Annotated in this window: 15 protein-coding genes and 1 pseudogene; 6 read left to right on the top strand and 10 right to left on the bottom strand. The window is 69.0% G+C overall.

Annotation, left to right across the window (positions count from 1 at the left end; all coding sequences use genetic code 11):
- The 5 genes and pseudogenes from A5663_RS22780 to A5663_RS18850 form a co-directional block, all read right to left on the bottom strand.
- A pseudogene (locus A5663_RS22780) lies at positions 1-83 on the bottom strand (transglycosylase family protein); the annotation flags it as partial.
- A 217-nt stretch (positions 84-300) separates the two neighbouring features.
- The gene (locus A5663_RS18865; RefSeq protein WP_068152568.1) at positions 301-729 is read right to left on the bottom strand and encodes a molybdenum cofactor biosynthesis protein MoaE; all 429 of its coding nucleotides are present in this window, start codon (positions 727-729) and stop codon (positions 301-303) included.
- Positions 726-1,202, bottom strand: a complete 477-nt coding sequence (locus A5663_RS18860; RefSeq protein WP_068152563.1) for a molybdenum cofactor biosynthesis protein B — start codon at positions 1,200-1,202, stop codon at positions 726-728. Before A5663_RS18860 ends, A5663_RS18865 begins: the two co-directional genes overlap by 4 nt.
- Positions 1,199-1,675 carry a cyclic pyranopterin monophosphate synthase MoaC gene (moaC, locus tag A5663_RS18855; protein ID WP_082974238.1) on the bottom strand — a complete coding sequence of 159 codons (477 nt, stop codon included), beginning with the start codon at positions 1,673-1,675 and terminating at the stop codon, positions 1,199-1,201. Before moaC ends, A5663_RS18860 begins: the two co-directional genes overlap by 4 nt.
- Positions 1,676-1,873 (bottom strand): hypothetical protein, encoded by a 198-nt coding sequence (locus tag A5663_RS18850; RefSeq protein WP_068152560.1) that lies wholly within the window; start codon positions 1,871-1,873, stop codon positions 1,676-1,678.
- A gap of 58 nt (positions 1,874-1,931) precedes the next feature.
- On the opposite strand from A5663_RS18850, the gene A5663_RS18845 reads away from it, so the two are divergent.
- Positions 1,932-4,190, top strand: a complete 2,259-nt coding sequence (locus A5663_RS18845) for a helicase-associated domain-containing protein (RefSeq protein WP_068152557.1) — start codon at positions 1,932-1,934, stop codon at positions 4,188-4,190.
- A gap of 130 nt (positions 4,191-4,320) precedes the next feature.
- A complete protein-coding gene (locus tag A5663_RS18840) occupies positions 4,321-5,970 on the top strand; it encodes a DNA repair helicase XPB (protein WP_068152593.1) in 1,650 nt (549 codons plus the stop codon).
- 5 nt (positions 5,971-5,975) lie between these two features.
- Here A5663_RS18840 and A5663_RS18835 read toward each other — a convergent pair whose 3' ends face one another.
- Positions 5,976-6,320, bottom strand: a complete 345-nt coding sequence (locus A5663_RS18835) for a LuxR family transcriptional regulator (protein WP_068152554.1) — start codon at positions 6,318-6,320, stop codon at positions 5,976-5,978.
- A gap of 154 nt (positions 6,321-6,474) precedes the next feature.
- Here A5663_RS18835 and A5663_RS22775 point away from each other — a divergent pair, with 154 nt between their 5' ends.
- Positions 6,475-7,050 (top strand): hypothetical protein, encoded by a 576-nt coding sequence (locus A5663_RS22775; RefSeq protein WP_082974237.1) that lies wholly within the window; start codon positions 6,475-6,477, stop codon positions 7,048-7,050.
- Here A5663_RS22775 and A5663_RS18830 read toward each other — a convergent pair.
- Entirely contained in the window at positions 7,047-8,039 is a 993-nt protein-coding gene (locus A5663_RS18830; RefSeq protein ID WP_068152551.1) for an LLM class F420-dependent oxidoreductase, read from the bottom strand. The genes A5663_RS22775 and A5663_RS18830 overlap by 4 nt on opposite strands.
- 283 nt (positions 8,040-8,322) lie before the next feature.
- Between A5663_RS18830 and A5663_RS18825 the strand changes: the two genes are divergently transcribed.
- Positions 8,323-8,532, top strand: a complete 210-nt coding sequence (locus A5663_RS18825; protein ID WP_156744553.1) for a hypothetical protein — start codon at positions 8,323-8,325, stop codon at positions 8,530-8,532.
- Positions 8,533-8,571: 39 nt separating this feature from the next.
- Entirely contained in the window at positions 8,572-8,997 is a 426-nt protein-coding gene (locus A5663_RS18820; protein WP_068152547.1) for a pyridoxamine 5'-phosphate oxidase family protein, read from the top strand.
- A gap of 2 nt (positions 8,998-8,999) precedes the next feature.
- On the opposite strand, the gene A5663_RS18815 is transcribed toward A5663_RS18820, so the two are convergent.
- The 3 genes from A5663_RS18815 to A5663_RS18805 are packed head-to-tail and all read right to left on the bottom strand — an operon-like array spanning position 9,000 to position 13,884.
- Entirely contained in the window at positions 9,000-10,481 is a 1,482-nt protein-coding gene (locus A5663_RS18815) for a class I adenylate-forming enzyme family protein (RefSeq protein ID WP_068152590.1), read from the bottom strand.
- Positions 10,482-10,523: 42 nt separating this feature from the next.
- A complete protein-coding gene (locus A5663_RS18810) occupies positions 10,524-12,668 on the bottom strand; it encodes a 3-hydroxyacyl-CoA dehydrogenase NAD-binding domain-containing protein (RefSeq protein WP_068152545.1) in 2,145 nt (714 codons plus the stop codon).
- Positions 12,669-12,672: 4 nt separating this feature from the next.
- Positions 12,673-13,884 carry an acetyl-CoA C-acetyltransferase gene (locus A5663_RS18805; protein WP_068152543.1) on the bottom strand — a complete coding sequence of 404 codons (1,212 nt, stop codon included), beginning with the start codon at positions 13,882-13,884 and terminating at the stop codon, positions 12,673-12,675.
- Between the two features lie 79 nt (positions 13,885-13,963).
- Between A5663_RS18805 and A5663_RS18800 the strand changes: the two genes are divergently transcribed.
- Positions 13,964-15,448, top strand: coding sequence for an FGGY-family carbohydrate kinase (locus tag A5663_RS18800; RefSeq protein ID WP_068152587.1), 1,485 nt, complete (start codon positions 13,964-13,966; stop codon positions 15,446-15,448).
- The last annotated feature ends 12 nt before the right edge of the window (positions 15,449-15,460 follow it).

Genomic DNA, 15,460 nt, shown 5'->3' with positions numbered 1-15,460 from the left:
CGTGCCAGGTTCGCGGCAGGGGCGTACTCGCCGCCGCCGTGGCCGCTCCAGGTGCTCGGCGAGAACTGCAGCCCGCCGCCAACTGGGATGCCGCTTCGAACGCGCCGGCTCCGGCAGATCAGCCGCAGAACTGGGCCGCGCCCGTCGAGAACGGGCACGTCCCGCAGCACCGCCCCGGCGGCGACTACCTGCAGGAGGTTTGGCAGGCGCTGCAGAACCACGAGATCACCGGCATGGATGCGCTGCGGGCGCTGACCCAGCCGCCGCCGCCACCCACCCCGGCTGCCTGATCTCGAGCGCTCAGGCGGAGTTCACCCACTCGTCGGAGCCGTCGGCGAAGAACTGGTGTTTCCACACGGGAAGACGCTCCTTGACGACGTCGACCAGCCGGGCGCACGTCTGGAAGGCCGCCGCCCGGTGGTCGGCCGCCACCGCGGCCACCAGCGCGGCGTCGCCGATCTCGAGCGTCCCGATCCGGTGACTGACGGCGATGGCACGCACGCCCGTCGCATCGGCGGCGACTTCGGCGGCCACGTCGGCCAGCGTCTGCTCGGCCGAGGGATGCGCCGAATACTCCAGCCGGACCACTGAGCGGCCGCCGTCGTGGTCGCGCACCACCCCGGCGAAGCTGACCACTGCGCCCGCGGACGCATCGGCGACCAACGCCTCGTGCGCGGCCACCTCGATCCGTTGCCCGGTCAGCTCAGCGCGCAGCACGACGGCCGTCATCGCGAATGGTCCTTTCCGCCAAGCTGATCCAGCGCATGCTCGAGAACGGCGTCCAGCACGGCCAAGCCGTCCTTGACCCCGCCGGGCGAGCCGGGCAGGTTCACGATCAGCGTGTTGCCCTTGACGCCGCACACCCCCCGCGACAGCACCGACGTCGGCACCTTGTCCTCGCCGGCGCGGCGGATCGCGTCGGCCAGCCCGGGAATCTGGTAGTCCACGATCTCCGCGGTGGCCTCGGCGGTGCGGTCGGTCGGCGAGATCCCCGTGCCGCCCGAGGTGATCACCACGTCGACGCGCTCAGCGACCGCAGCCGAGATCGCGTCGACGACCGCGCCGCCGTCCGGTACGACGACGGGCGCTCCAGTGGCGATGCCGCGGGCACTGAGCCAGTCGACGACGATGGGTCCACAGCGGTCCTCGTAAACCCCGGCAGCGGCGCGGGTGGAGGCGATCACGACGCGACCCGACCTCATCTGGTCCAGGTTCCGGTCTTGCCGCCTTCTTTGCGCAGCACCCGGATGTCGTCGATGCGGGCGGCAGGGTCGACGGCCTTGATCATGTCGTAGACGGTCAACGCAGCCACGCTGACCGCGGTCAGTGCCTCCATCTCGACACCGGTGCGGTCGGTGGTGCGCACGGTCGCGGTCACGTCCACGGCGGCGTCGCCGATCTCGAAGTCCACATCGACACCGGTCAGCGCGAGCTGATGGCACAGCGGGATCAGGTCACTGGTGCGCTTGGCGGCGAGGATGCCCGCGACGCGGGCGGTGGCCAGCGCGTCACCCTTGGGCAGCCCGCCCGAGGCGATCATCGCGACGACGTCGGGGGTGGTGTGCAGGGTGCCCGCCGCCACGGCGGTGCGCTTGGTGGCGTCCTTGGCGCTGACGTCGACCATGTGCGCCGCGCCGGACTCGTCGACGTGCGAGAGGCGGGGCCGCTCGGACACCTACTTGTTGACGACCGTCACCGGGTGCACGTACGGGAGGTCGTCGGCGGGCAGCGGGAAGGTCAGCTCACCGAAGGGCGACAGCGCGCCGGTACGGTCGGCAGCCAGCTCGCTGACGGCATGATCGTCCTCACCGTCGACCGCCGGCCAGCCCGGATCGACGTAACGCTTCTTCCCTTTGTTGTCTGCCACGCCCACATTGTGGCAAATGCGTCGGCCGGTGGCGAACTGCCGGGCTGCTTTACGCTGGTCAGCAATGACCGAGAACGCTGGGGGCCTGCCTCTGGGCGCCTGGTTGGCCGATCTCCCCGACGAGCGGCTCATCCGCCTGCTCGAGTTGCGGCCCGACCTGACCAACCCGCCGCCCGGTTCGATCGCGGCGCTGGCGGCGCGCGCACAGAGCCGTCAGTCGGTCAAGGCCGCCACCGATGACCTCGACTTCCTGCACCTGGCGGTGCTCGACGCGCTGCTCGTGCTGCGCGCCGATACCAGCGCCGTACCGCTGACCAAACTCGTGGAGCTGATCGGCGAGCGGGCGCCCGAGGCGGCAGTCGCCGCCGCCGTCGACGATCTGCGTGAGCGGGCGCTGGTGTGGGGCGACGCGGCGGTGCGGGCGGCAACCGAAGTCGCCGGCGGGCTGCCGTGGCAGCCCGGACAGGTGACGGTCGAGGATGTGACGCAAGCGCCGCACGAGATCGCGGCGCGGCTCGAGGCGCTCGACGAGGCGCAGTCCGATCTCCTGCACAAACTGCTGGACGGCTCACCGGTCGGCCGCACCCGCGACGCCGCGCCCGGTACCCCGCCGGACCGTCCGGTGCAGCGCCTGTTGGCGGCCGGTCTGCTGCGACAACTGGATGCCGAGACCGTGATCATGCCGCGACTGGTCGGTCAGGTGCTTCGAGGCGAACTGCCCGGTCCGGTGCAGCTGACCGAACCTGATCCCGTCGTGTCGACCACCACGGCGGCCGACGCCGACGCGGTGGCCGCGGGTGCTGCGCTCGACCTGCTGCGGGAAGTCGAGATGGTGCTCGAAACACTGGGCGCCACACCGGTTCCCGACCTTCGCAGTGGTGGGCTCGGGGTGCGCGACCTCAAGCGGCTGGCGAAAGTCACCGGCATCGACGAACGCAGGCTGGGGCTGATTCTCGAGATCACTGCGGCGGCGGGGCTGATCTCGGTGGGCATGCCGGACCCGGAACCAGAAGCCGGCGACGGCCCCTTCTGGGCGCCGACGGTGGCGGCGGACCGGTTCGTCGAATCGCCGACTGCGGCCAAATGGCACCTGCTCGCCGTCGCATGGCTCGACCTGCACGGTCGGCCGAGCCTCATCGGCAGCCGCAGCTCCGACAACAAACCCTATGCGGCGCTGTCGGATTCGTTGTTCTCCACCGCAGCACCGCTGGACCGCAGACTGCTCCTCGCCGTGCTGGCGAGCCTGCCTGCAGGGGCGGGGGTGGATCCGACCGAGGCGTCGCGCGCGCTGATCTGGCGCAGGCCGCGGTGGGCAGTCCGCCTGCAACCCGGACCGGTCGGCGACCTGTTGACCGAGGCGCACGCGCTGGGACTGGTGGGCCGCGGCGCGCTGGCCACGCCCGCGCGAGCGCTGCTGGCCGGTGACAGCACCGACGATGTCGTCAAGGCGATGGAGAAGGTGCTGCCCACGCCGATCGACCATTTCCTGCTGCAGGCCGACCTGACCGTGATCGTGCCGGGCCCGCTGCAGCGCGACCTCGCCGAACAGCTGGCCGCGGTGGCTGCCGTGGAGTCCGCGGGCGCGGCGATGGTGTACCGCATCAGCGAGGCGTCGATCCGGCGGGCGCTCGACACGGGCCGTACCGCGGGCGAGTTGCACGCGCTGTTCGATCGTCATTCCAAAACCCCTGTCCCGCAAGGGTTGACGTATCTCATCGACGACGTGGCCCGTCGCCACGGGCAGCTTCGCGTGGGGATGGCCGCGTCCTTCGTGCGGTGCGAGGACGCGGCGTTGCTCGCGCAGGCGGTGACCGCGCCGGCGGCCGAGGCACTCGAGATGCGGCTGCTCGCGCCGACGGTCGCGGTGTCCCAAGCGCCGATATCGGAGGTGCTCGCCGCGCTGCGCCAGGCCGGCTTCGCCCCCGCGGCCGAGGACTCGACGGGCACCATCGTCGACATCCGCGCACGCGGGGCGCGCGTGTCGGCGCCGCCCGGCCGCCGGCGCGTCTACCGCTACGCTCCCACGCCCAGCAGCCAGACGCTGGCCGCGATCGTCGCGGTGCTGCGCAGGGCTTCGGCCGCTCCTGGCGGCGGTGTGCGGTTGGACCCGACGGTGGCGATCACCCAGCTGCAGGAGGCCGCGCACATGCAGGACTCGGTGCTGATCGGCTACGTCGATCCCGCGGGGGTGGCGACGCAACGGGTCGTCGCGCCGATCAACGTGCGCGGCGGGCAGTTGACCGCGTACGACCCCGCATCGGGCCGGGTCCGCGACTTCGCGGTACACAGGATCACGTCGGTCGTCGCCGCCGACGAACAGTAACCCTGCGCCTACCTGACCTCCCCCTTTTCGGCCGAGCGTGTGTGTCGGCACACGACACGCCGCGGAAAAACAGCACTGTGCGCACGCTCGCGCAGCGGTGGCCGTCCGGCGGTGCTGGATAATGGACAAAATGACCGACGGCCCCCTCATCGTGCAGTCCGACAAGACGGTGCTGCTCGAGGTCGACCATGAGCAGGCGGGCGCCGCGCGCGCCGCGATCGCCCCGTTCGCCGAACTCGAGCGTGCCCCCGAGCACGTGCACACCTACCGCATCACGCCCCTTGCGCTGTGGAACGCCCGCGCCGCCGGCCACGACGCGGAACAGGTCGTCGACGCGCTCGTGTCGTTCTCCCGCTACGCGGTGCCCCAGCCGTTGCTGGTCGACATCGTCGACACGATGGCCCGCTACGGACGCCTGCAGTTGGTCAAGAGTCCGGTGCACGGCCTGACGCTGGTGAGCTTGGACCGCGCGGTGCTCGAAGAGGTGCTGCGCAACAAGAAGATCGCACCGATGCTGGGCGCGCGCATCGACGACGACACGGTGATCGTGCACAACAGCGAGCGCGGCCGCGTCAAGCAGATGCTGCTCAAGATCGGTTGGCCCGCAGAGGATCTGGCGGGCTACGTCGACGGCGAGAAGCACCCGATCAGCCTCGCGCAGAACGGCTGGCACCTGCGCGACTACCAGGAGATGGCCACCGAGTCGTTCTGGGAGGGCGGCTCTGGTGTCGTGGTGTTGCCGTGCGGTGCCGGCAAGACGCTCGTCGGCGCGGCCGCGATGGCCAAGGCGTCGGCCACCACGCTGATCCTGGTGACCAACACCGTCGCGGGCAGGCAGTGGAAGCGCGAGCTGATGAACCGAACCTCGTTGACGGAGAACGAGATCGGTGAGTACTCCGGCGAACGGAAGGAGATCCGCCCGGTCACCATCGCCACCTATCAGGTGATCACCCGCCGCACCAAGGGCGAGTACCGGCACCTGGAGTTGTTCGACAGCCGCGACTGGGGCCTCATCATCTACGACGAGGTGCACCTCCTGCCGGCGCCGGTGTTCCGGATGACCGCCGACCTGCAATCGCGCCGCCGACTTGGCTTGACCGCCACGCTGATTCGTGAGGACGGCCGTGAGGGCGACGTGTTCAGCCTGATCGGGCCCAAGCGCTATGACGCGCCCTGGAAGGACATCGAGGCGCAAGGCTGGATAGCGCCCGCCGAGTGCGTCGAGGTCCGGGTCACGATGACGGACAACGAGCGGATGCTGTATGCCACTGCCGAGCCCGACGAGCGCTACAAGCTGTGCTCGACGGTGCACACCAAGATCGCTGTGGTGAAGGCGATCCTGGACAAGCACCGGGGCGAGCAGACGCTGGTGATCGGCGCCTACCTCGACCAGTTGGAGGAGCTGGGCCACGAACTCGACGCGCCGGTGATCCAGGGCTCGACGAAGACGGCTGAGCGCGAGGCGCTGTTCGACCAGTTCCGTCGTGGGGAGATCTCGACGCTGGTCGTCTCGAAGGTCGCGAACTTCTCCATCGACCTACCGGAAGCAATTGTGGCAGTTCAGGTTTCGGGCACCTTCGGATCGCGCCAAGAGGAGGCTCAACGGTTGGGCCGCCTGCTGCGCCCCAAGGCCGACGGCGGCGGTGCGATCTTCTACTCGGTGGTCTCCCGCGACAGTCTCGACGCCGAGTACGCCGCGCACCGGCAGCGCTTCCTGGCCGAGCAGGGCTACGGCTACGTCATCAAGGACGCCGACGACCTGCTCGGCCCGACCGTGTAGGGCGTTCAGACGTGCGGGCCAACGGGATTCGACACGGTCAGTAGTACCGCGGAATCCTCGATCGCCTGCAGTCCATGCCGCGACTTCGGCACCACGATGTGGTCACCCGCGGAGCCCTCCCAGTTGGCCGTCTGCTGGGTCAGCCGCACCCGGCCGTGCAGCACCTGCAGCGTAGCCTCGCCGTTCGTCTCGTGGTCGTCGAGCTGCGAGCCGGCCGTCAGGGCGATCAGCGTCTGACGCAGCGAATGCTCATGGCCGCCGTAGACGGTGTGCGCGCTGCGACCGCTGCGTGCGGCGCGGGCGGTTTCGAGCTGCTCGCGCGCGAGCGCGGTTAGTGACGTCTTGTTCATCAGGCTTCCTTCCGAGACGGCGCGAGCTCGTCTCAATCGAGGGCTGGTCGATCGCGGTACGCCGGAAACCTCGATCCTAGTGCCGCGGGTCCACCCCCGGACGCTCGCACCGTCCCCGGGCGCACACCGTCGACAGGCGCTAGCCTCAATACCCATGACCGGACGCCGACGCCCACGCGCCACCACATCGGCCAAGGTCGTGCTGGCTTGCGTCACGCTCGGGCTGGGCGCGCTCACAGGTGCCGGGTTCGCCGGCGCGCAACCCGACGCCCCACCGCCGCCGGTGCCCCCGGTCCCTGGCACGCCGCCTGCGCCGGGGCAGCCCTACGCGGCGCCGGTGGATTCGGCCGCACCCCCGCCCGCCCCACCGCCCACCGGAGCTCCGCCTGTGCCGGAGATCCCGAACGCCCAGTACGGGCAGGGTTCGCGCCCAGGGCCGCTCGGCTTCCTGCGGGACGCCTGGCATCAGGCCCAGGACCCATTCGGGTTCACCGGAATGCCACCCGGTCAGATGCCGGTCGGGGCTCCCCCGCCGCCCGGGGCCGGGCCGGCTCCGCAGCTGCCGCCTGGGTACGTCTCGTTGACCGCGCCCGAGTCCAACGGACCGCCGGTGGCCGCACCCGCAGCGGGCGGTCCGCCGCTGCCACCGGGGTATCACTCCCTGAACGGCCCGCCGCCGCCCGGTTATTACGACGCCCCGGCGCCCGGCCCGACTCCCCCGACGCCTTAACTCAACGCGGGAATCACCTGCCGTTCGAAGAGTTCGATACCGGACCGGTCATACGCGGCCTCGGGGAAATAGAGGATCGCGTACTCGCAGCCGAGGTCTCGCATGCGCTGCAGCTTCTCGACGACCTGTTCCGGTGTGCCGCTTGCCGATTCGGGGGCCGATACTGTGCTCAGCATTGCGTCGACCGCTCTTTCGTCGGCCTTGGCCACCTGCCGGGCGCGCAGCCTCGCCACCCGGTCGGAGACCTCGCGCTCCGACTCGCCGATCACCGCGTTGAAGTTGGCCGAGCGCACGATCGCGGAGTAGTCCGAGCCGACGTCGCGGCAATGTTCGGCCAGCACCTGCGACTTGTGCGCGAAGCCTCCCGGCTCCGAGGTGAAGTTGGTGTACTGCGCATACGTCGCCGCGATACGCAGTGTCACCTTCTCTCCACCGCCCGCGATCCACAGCGGAATCCCGCCCTCCTGCAACGGTTTCGGCTCGACTATCGCACCGGCGACCTGGTAGTGCCTGCCGTCGAACGTGACCTTGCCGTCGCGCCAGGCGTCGCGCATGATCTGCACGCCCTCGTCGAGGCGGCCCAGCCGTACCCCGGCGGACGGGAATCCGTATCCGTAGGCGCGCCATTCGTGCTCGTACCAACCGCCACCGATGCCCATCTGGACCCGGCCGCCGGAGATGATGTCGGTGGTGGCGGCGACCTTCGCCAGATAGACCGGGTTGCGGTAGCTCATCGCGGTGCACATCTGCCCGAGCTTGATCCGGGACGTCGTCGCCGCGTACGCGGCCATCAATGTCCACGCCTCGTGCGTGGCCTCGGCCGTGGGCACGGGGACCGTGTGGAAGTGGTCGTACACCCACAGCGAGTCCCAGCCTTCGCTGCCGTCGGCGTAGGCGGCCAGGCCGCGCATCACGTCCCACTGGTCTTCGGAGGAGATGTCCACCAGATCGAGTCGCCAACCCTGCGGGATGAACAATCCGAAGCGCATGGCTCCCGACTTTAGGTCACCACAGGCCCGGCGCCGTCGATTCGCCACATCTGCGCCCCACCGGACGCGCAAATCACTTAGCTGCGCTCATCATGATCACCAAGCAGCACGGAGCCGTCGAGACCTCCGCCTCCAGCGCCGGTCGAGCGGCGCAGCAGCGGCCTGAACCGGAGCCGAGCAGGCGAAACAGGTGCCAAGCGGTTCGCTGACCGGCACTTTCTGTTGTATGGTGTGGCTCACACGTCAATCTGGATGTGAGCTGAGCCACACAAAGGAGGCGGCCGTGGCCCGAGATCCGATCATCAGGATGGAACACCATCCGGTGCGTCCCGGGGGTGCGATCGGCGTTCGCTGGTTCCACGCCCTTTTGCTGGCGCTCATCGCGATCGCCGCCGTGGCGGGCATCGTCAGCACCGCGGCGGCCGGCCAGACCCCGATCGCGATCGCGATCGGAATCGTCTCACTCGCGTTCTTCTCCCGGGTCGGCTGCTGACCGTCGGGCACTGTCGGCCGCCGGGGTTAGCCTGGCGCCATGGCACTGTCCAAAGACGAACGCGAACAATTCCTCGCTGAACCACACATCGCGGCGCTGTCGGTGAGCGCAGGTGACAAACGCGGTCCCCTGACGGTCCCGGTCTGGTACCAGTACAGTCCTGGCGGTGAGCCGTGGGTGCTCACCGGTGACGGGTCACGCAAGCACCGGCTCATCGAGGCACAAGGCGAATTCACGCTCATGGTGGAGCGCGCCGAACCGACGGTGCGCTATGTGGCGGTCGACGGCCCCGTCAGCCGGATCGAACCCGGCACCGACAAATACCTCGTGGAGGTCACCAAACGCTATCTGCCGCCCGACAAGGTCGACGACTATCTCGAGTACGCGCGCCGCGAGCACGGCGACAGCGTGGTGATCTTCATGAGGCCGCAGCACTGGCTGTCGGCCGACCTCGGTTCCCTCTGACTTCAGCGCGGTTCGTAGAGCGCGGCGACGGCGGGCAGGCTCACCTTGAGCGCGGGGTTGCGCGGAAGCTGGTCGACGACGGCGAACGCCACCGGCACGTTGTACACCGGCAGTGACCGCCGAACCAGGTCGGCGAGCTCAGCCTCAGTGGGCACCGATAGGCCCGGCAGCAGTTCGACGGCGGCGAACGGCACCTCGCCCAAGCGGGCGTCAGGCACTCCGACGACGCAGGCGTCGCGCACCGCGGGGTGCGAAATCAGAACGCGCCGAACGGTTTCCGGCAGGATCTTGAACCCGCCGCGGTTGATGGCGCCGTCGGCCCTGCCGTGCAGCGTGACGAACCCGTCGGCGTCGATCGAGGCGATATCGGTGGTCCGGATCCACTCCGGACCGATCGGCCCCACCTTGGCCTCCAGCAAGCCCTGCTCCCCGATAGCCAACTCGGCTCCGGTGTCGGGGTCGACGACCCGCAACGAGACGTCAGGCAGTGCTCTGCCGACACTGTTGCGTTTGGTCGAGCCGAACTCGCGTTGCAGGTCCGGAGTCCACGCGCACAGCGATCCGGCGAATTCCGTTGCGCCGTAAGCCAGGACGATCGGGATGCCGTACCTGGCCTCGAACTCGTCGCGCGTTTCGGGGTCCAGCGGACCCGACGCGCTGATGAGAAAATCCAGCGACGCGAGGTCCTCCTTGGCGACGTCGGCGTCGAGCAGCATCCGGATGACGGCGGGCTGGACGCCCGAGCGCGTGATGCGGTGGCGCTTCACCGCGCTCACGAAATCCTCGACGCTGAAACGCTCGAGCATCGCGATGCGCCTGCCGTTGTAGACGCCGGCGACCAGTTGGCAGACGCCGATGCCGCCGAACTGCCAGTACGCCAGCTCGGGCGGCGCGTCGGCGGTTGCGGCCTCTCCGCTGGTGACGCTGAAGACCGTGCGCTCGAGCACCGGCGTCTTGATCGATTGGCGTTTCGGCGGTCCGGTCGTCCCACTGGTCAGAATCTGAAGCGCCACTTCGGGTTCCGCGTGCGCGTGTGCACGGTTCGGGTCACGACGTTGCAGCCCGGGCACCGCCGCCACAGCCGGCGACCGCGTCGAGATCGCCACCCCCGCGCAGCCGGTTCGCGTAGCCGCGTCGATGACGGGCGCGGTCCAGTCCTCGACGTCGGCGACGACGGCCGGCAGCCGCAGCGTTTCGATGTCGCGGCCGATCGACTCCGGCGATTGGAACGAGTAGATCATCGAGACCGTGCGCCCGGCGGCCAGGAAGCCGATGATCGCCGCCGCATGCGGCAGCCGGTTGCGCACCACGAGACCGACAGGGGCGTCGTCGTCGACACCCGCCTCACGAAGCACCCTAGCGATCGCGCTGCCGTACGCCGCCACCTCGTCGCCGGTGTACCACCGCCCGTCGAACTCGATGCAGGGTTTGCCGCCGTAGCTCGCCAACCCCGACGCGAACCGTTCGGTGAACGTCTCGGGCACGGCCACAACTTATCGTGAGCCGGGCCCGGCTCGGCGAAGAAGCTACGTCAGCGACGCCGGCGGGTTGAACCGCTCGCCGTACTTGGCGGCCAGTTCCTTGGCCCGCGCCACGAAGGCCTCTTTACCGACGCCGCCGGCACCCTGGTAGCCGACGATGAACTGCGCGCTGCCACCGGTGTACGGCGGGAAGCCGATACCCATGATCGAGCCGATGTTCGCATCGGCGGTCGACGTGAGCACACCTTCGTCCAGGCACTTCTGGGTCTCCAGCGCCTCGGCGAACAGCATCCGATCGATCATGTCCTGCAACGGGATGTCAGCGCTGCCCGAGTTGAACGTCTCCCGCAGCCCCGGCCACAACCCGGTGCGCTTACCGTCGACGTACTCGTAGAAGCCGGCGCCCTTCAACCGCGACGGCCGCCCGATCTCGATCATCTTCTCGACGACCACCTCGGCCGGATGCGGCTCGTAGGTACCGCCCGCGGACTCGACTCCCTTGCGGGTGGCGAGGGCGATCTTGTGCATCAGCTCGAGGTTGAGCTCGTCGGACAGCTGCAGCGGCGCCGCCGGGTAACCGGCCTGCGCGCCGGCCGCCTCGATCGACGCGGGCTCGACACCCTCGCCGAGCATGGCCAGCGCCTCGTTGACGAACGTGCCGATCACGCGGCTGGTGAAGAAGCCGCGGCTGTCGTTGACGACGATCGGGGTCTTGCCGATGGCCAGCGTGTAGTCGAACACCCTGGCCAGCGCTTCGTCAGAGGTCTTCTCGCCCTTGATGATCTCCACCAGCGGCATCTTGTCGACAGGTGAGAAGAAGTGGATGCCGATGAAGTCCTCCTGGCGCTTCACACCGGTCGCCAGACCGGTGATCGGCAGCGTGGAGGTGTTCGACCCGAGCAGTGCGTTGGGCTCGACGACGTCCTCGATCTCCTGGAACACCTTGTGCTTGAGGTCCTGGTCCTCGAACACCGCCTCGATGACGAAGTCGACACCCTTGAGGTCGGCCGGGTCGCCCGTCGGCGTGATGCGCGCCAGCAGCGCGTCGCTCTTCTCCTGCGTGGTGCGGCCCCGCTCCAGCGCCTTGGCCTCCAGCTTCTCGGAGTAGCCCTTGCCCTTCTGCGCCGCCTCCAGGCTGACGTCCTTGAGCACGACGTCGTAGCCGGCCTTGGCCGACACGTACGCGATGCCCGCGCCCATCATGCCCGCGCCGAGCACACCGATCTTGTTGATCTTGACGGGCTCGATGCCGTCGGGGCGGCTGCCGCCACCGTTGATGTACTGCAGGTCGAGGAAGAACGCCTGGATCATGTTCTTGGCGGTCTGCCCAGTGACCAACTGGGTGAAGTAGCGGCTCTCGATGCGCGACGCGGTGTCGAAGTCGACCTGCGCGCCCTCCACGGCCGCGTCGAGGATCGCGCGCGGCGCCGGCATCGGCGCGCCCTTGAGTTGCTTCTTCAGAAGTGCCGGGAACGACGGCAGGATGCTCGCCAGGCCCGGCGAGGCGGGGGTGCCGCCAGGCATCTTGTAGCCCTTGGCATCCCACGGCTGCGTGTGGCTGTCGGGGTTGGCCTTGATCCACGCCTTGGCGGCGGGCACCAATTCCTCGACGCTGCCGACCAATTCGTCGACCAGACCGGTGTCCTTGGCCTTCGCGGGCTTGAACCGCGTGCCCTGCGAGAGCACCTCCATGAACGCCTTCTGGATGCCGAACATCCGCACGGTGCGGGTCACGCCGCCGCCACCCGGCAGCAGGCCCAGCGTGACCTCGGGCAGGCCGATGACCGAACCCTTGACGTCTGCGGCAATGCGGTGATGACACGCCAGCGCGATCTCCAGACCGCCGCCCAGCGCGGCGCCGTTGATCGCGGCGACGACCGGCTTGCCCAGCGTCTCGAGCTTGCGCAGGTCGGCCTTGATCGTCTCGACCTCTTCGAAGGCCTCCGCGGCGTTGTCGGGCCCGACGTTCATCATGCCCTTGAGGTCACCGCCGGCGAAGAAGGTCTTCTTCGCGCTGGTGATGACGACGCCGGTGATCGAATCCTTCTCGGAGACAAGACGATCGACGGCCTTGTGCATGGACTCCTTGTAGTGCTCGTTCATCACGTTGGCCGAGCCCGTCGGGTCGTCCAGCGTCAGCGTGACGATGCCGTCGTCGTCCTTGTCCCACTGAATCGTGTTCTCCGCCATAGCCTTAAACCCTTTCGATGATGGTGGCCACGCCCATGCCGCCGCCCACGCACAGCGTGACCAGCGCACGCCGGGCACCGCGGCGCTCGAGCTCGTCGGCCATGGTTCCGGTGATCATGGCGCCGGTGGCGCCCAGCGGGTGGCCCATCGCGATGGCGCCACCGTTGACGTTGAGCTTCTCGTCGGGGATGTTCAGGTCCTTCTGGAATTTGAGCACCACCGAGGCGAAGGCCTCGTTTAGCTCGAACAGGTCGATGTCGTCGACGGTCAGGCCGGCGCGGTCGAGCACCTTTTGCGTGGCCGGCGTCGGGCCGGTCAGCATGATGACCGGATCGCTGCCGCTGGTCGCGGTCGCCACGATGCGGGCCCGCGGCGTCAAACCCTGTGACGCGCCTGCTTTCTCGGACCCGACGAGCACCAGCGCGGCGCCGTCGACGATGCCGGAGCTGTTGCCGCCGGTGTGCACGTGGTTGATCTTCTCGACCCAGTGGTACTTCTGCAGCGCCACGTCGTCGAAGCCGCCCATCGAACCGATGCCGTCGAAGGCGGTCTTGAGCTGGCCCAGCCCCTCGAGTGTGGTGTCGGGGCGCATGTGCTCGTCGTGGTCGAGAACCACCAGGCCGTTCTGGTCGCGCACCGGCACGACAGACTTGGCGAAGTAACCGCCCGACCACGCCGCGGCAGCCTTCTCCTGCGAGCGCAGCGCATAGCGGTCCACGTCCTCACGCGAGAAGCCCTCGATCGTCGCGATCAGGTCGGCGCCGATGCCCTGCGGGACGAAGCCGATGACGTAGTTGGTCTCCGGATCGGTCGCCCACGCGCCGCCGTCGGAACCCATGGGCACGCGGCTCATCGACTCGACGCCGCCGGCGAGCACCAGGTCGTCCCAGCCCGAGCGCACCTTCTGCGCGGCGGTGTTCACCGCTTCCAGGCCCGACGCGCAGAACCGGTTGAGCTGCACGCCGCCGGTGGTGTCGGGCAGGCCCGCGGCCAGCACCGCGGTGCGGGCGATGTCGCCGCCCTGGTCGCCGACCGGCGAGACGACGCCAAGGATGACGTCGCTGATCAGCGTCTCGTCGAGGTCGGGGTGGCGGCGACGCAACTCGTCGACCAGGCCGGTGACCAGGTTGACGGGCTTGATCTCGTTGAGCGCGCCGTTCTTGTTCTTGCCGCGAGGCGTGCGGATCGCCTCGTAGATGAAGGCTTCTTCAGACATGCGGGTGAGCCTAACAGCCTCGGCCAACCTGTTGGTTGGGGCGGCCACGTCCTCGCGCGAACACGGCTACCGTGACGCCGTGGACGTCCTTCTCGGCATCGACATCGGCACCGGAAGCACGAAAGGCGTGCTCACCGACGCCTCCGGCACCGTGCTGGCGACCGAGACGCGGACGCACTCGATGGACCTGCCGCGGCCCGGCTGGGCGGAGTTCGACGCGGAGGCGGTGTGGTGGCGCGAAGTCTGTGACATCAGCCGCGCGCTGCTGGCCCGCATGCCCGCCCACGGTTCACCGGCGGGCGTCTGCATCAGTGGGCTCGGCCCCTGTCTGCTGCTGTGCGACGACGACCTGCGACCGCTGCGACCGGCGATCCTCTACGGCATCGACACCCGCGCCGTCGCCGAGATCGACTCGCTCACCGCCGAGTTCGGCGAACAGAACATCCTCGACCGGGGCGGCAGCCTGTTGACCAGCCAGGCCGTCGGCCCGAAGCTGCAATGGATCCGGAACCACGAACCCGAGGTATTCGCCGACGCGAGAACATGGTTCAGCTCCAACTCCTATGTCGTCGCCAAACTCACCGGCGAGTACGTCATCGACCACCACACTGCCAGCCAGTGCGATCCGATGTACGCGACTCCGACATTCGAGTGGAACCTCGAATGGGCGGAACGGATTTGCGGACACCTCCCGTTGCCCCGGCTCTTCTGGCCCGACGAGGTGGTCGGCTCGGTCACTGCGGAAGCGGCCGACGTGTCCGGCATTCCGGCGGGGACGCCTGTCGTGGCGGGGACGGTCGACGCCTACGCCGAGGCTTTCTCAGTGGGCGTACGCCGGCCCGGCGACCTGATGCTGATGTACGGGTCGACCATGTTCATGGTTCAGATCCTCGCGGAATACCACCGCGACCCGGCACTGTGGGCGACCGCCGCGGTGGAACGCAACAGCTATGCGCTGGCGGCGGGCACCGCCACCGCGGGCAGCCTGATCACTTGGCTGCAGTCCACGACGGGCAACGCGTCGTTCGACGAACTGACCGCGGAAGCCCTGGCAGTACCGCCCGGCAGCGAAGGCCTGTTGATGCTGCCGTACTTCAGCGGCGAGCGGACCCCGATATTCGATCCGCAGGCGCGCGGCGTGCTGGCCGGACTGACCCTGCGACACGGGCGCGGTCACCTGCTGCGGGCTGCGTACGAGGGCATCGCCTTCGGTGTGCGCGACGTGCTCACACGCTTCGACGACGCCTCGCCGAGCGCACGGCTCGTCGCTGTCGGCGGCGGACTGGACAGCCCGGTATGGCCGCAGACCGTCAGCGACATCACCGGCCGCACCCAGTTGATACCCGAACAGACCGTCGGCGCCAGTTTCGGCGACGCCCTGCTGGCGGCGATAGGTGTGGGGCTCGTGCCGCCGGACACCGACTGGACCCGCATCGCAAGCCGCATCGAGCCGGATCCGGACCGGGCGGCGCTGTACGACGGGCTACACCGAACCTGGGGGGAGTTGTACCAGGCCACCAAGGCGCAGGTGCACCGCTTGGCCGCCATGGATTTCGAGCGGTGATCGACGTTCGGC

It is taken from the genome of Mycobacterium sp. E740 (genome assembly GCF_001672895.1).
Classification (GTDB): domain Bacteria; phylum Actinomycetota; class Actinomycetes; order Mycobacteriales; family Mycobacteriaceae; genus Mycobacterium.
Note: the sequence above shows the minus strand (reverse complement) of the source record. Positions and strands in the feature narration are given on the sequence as shown.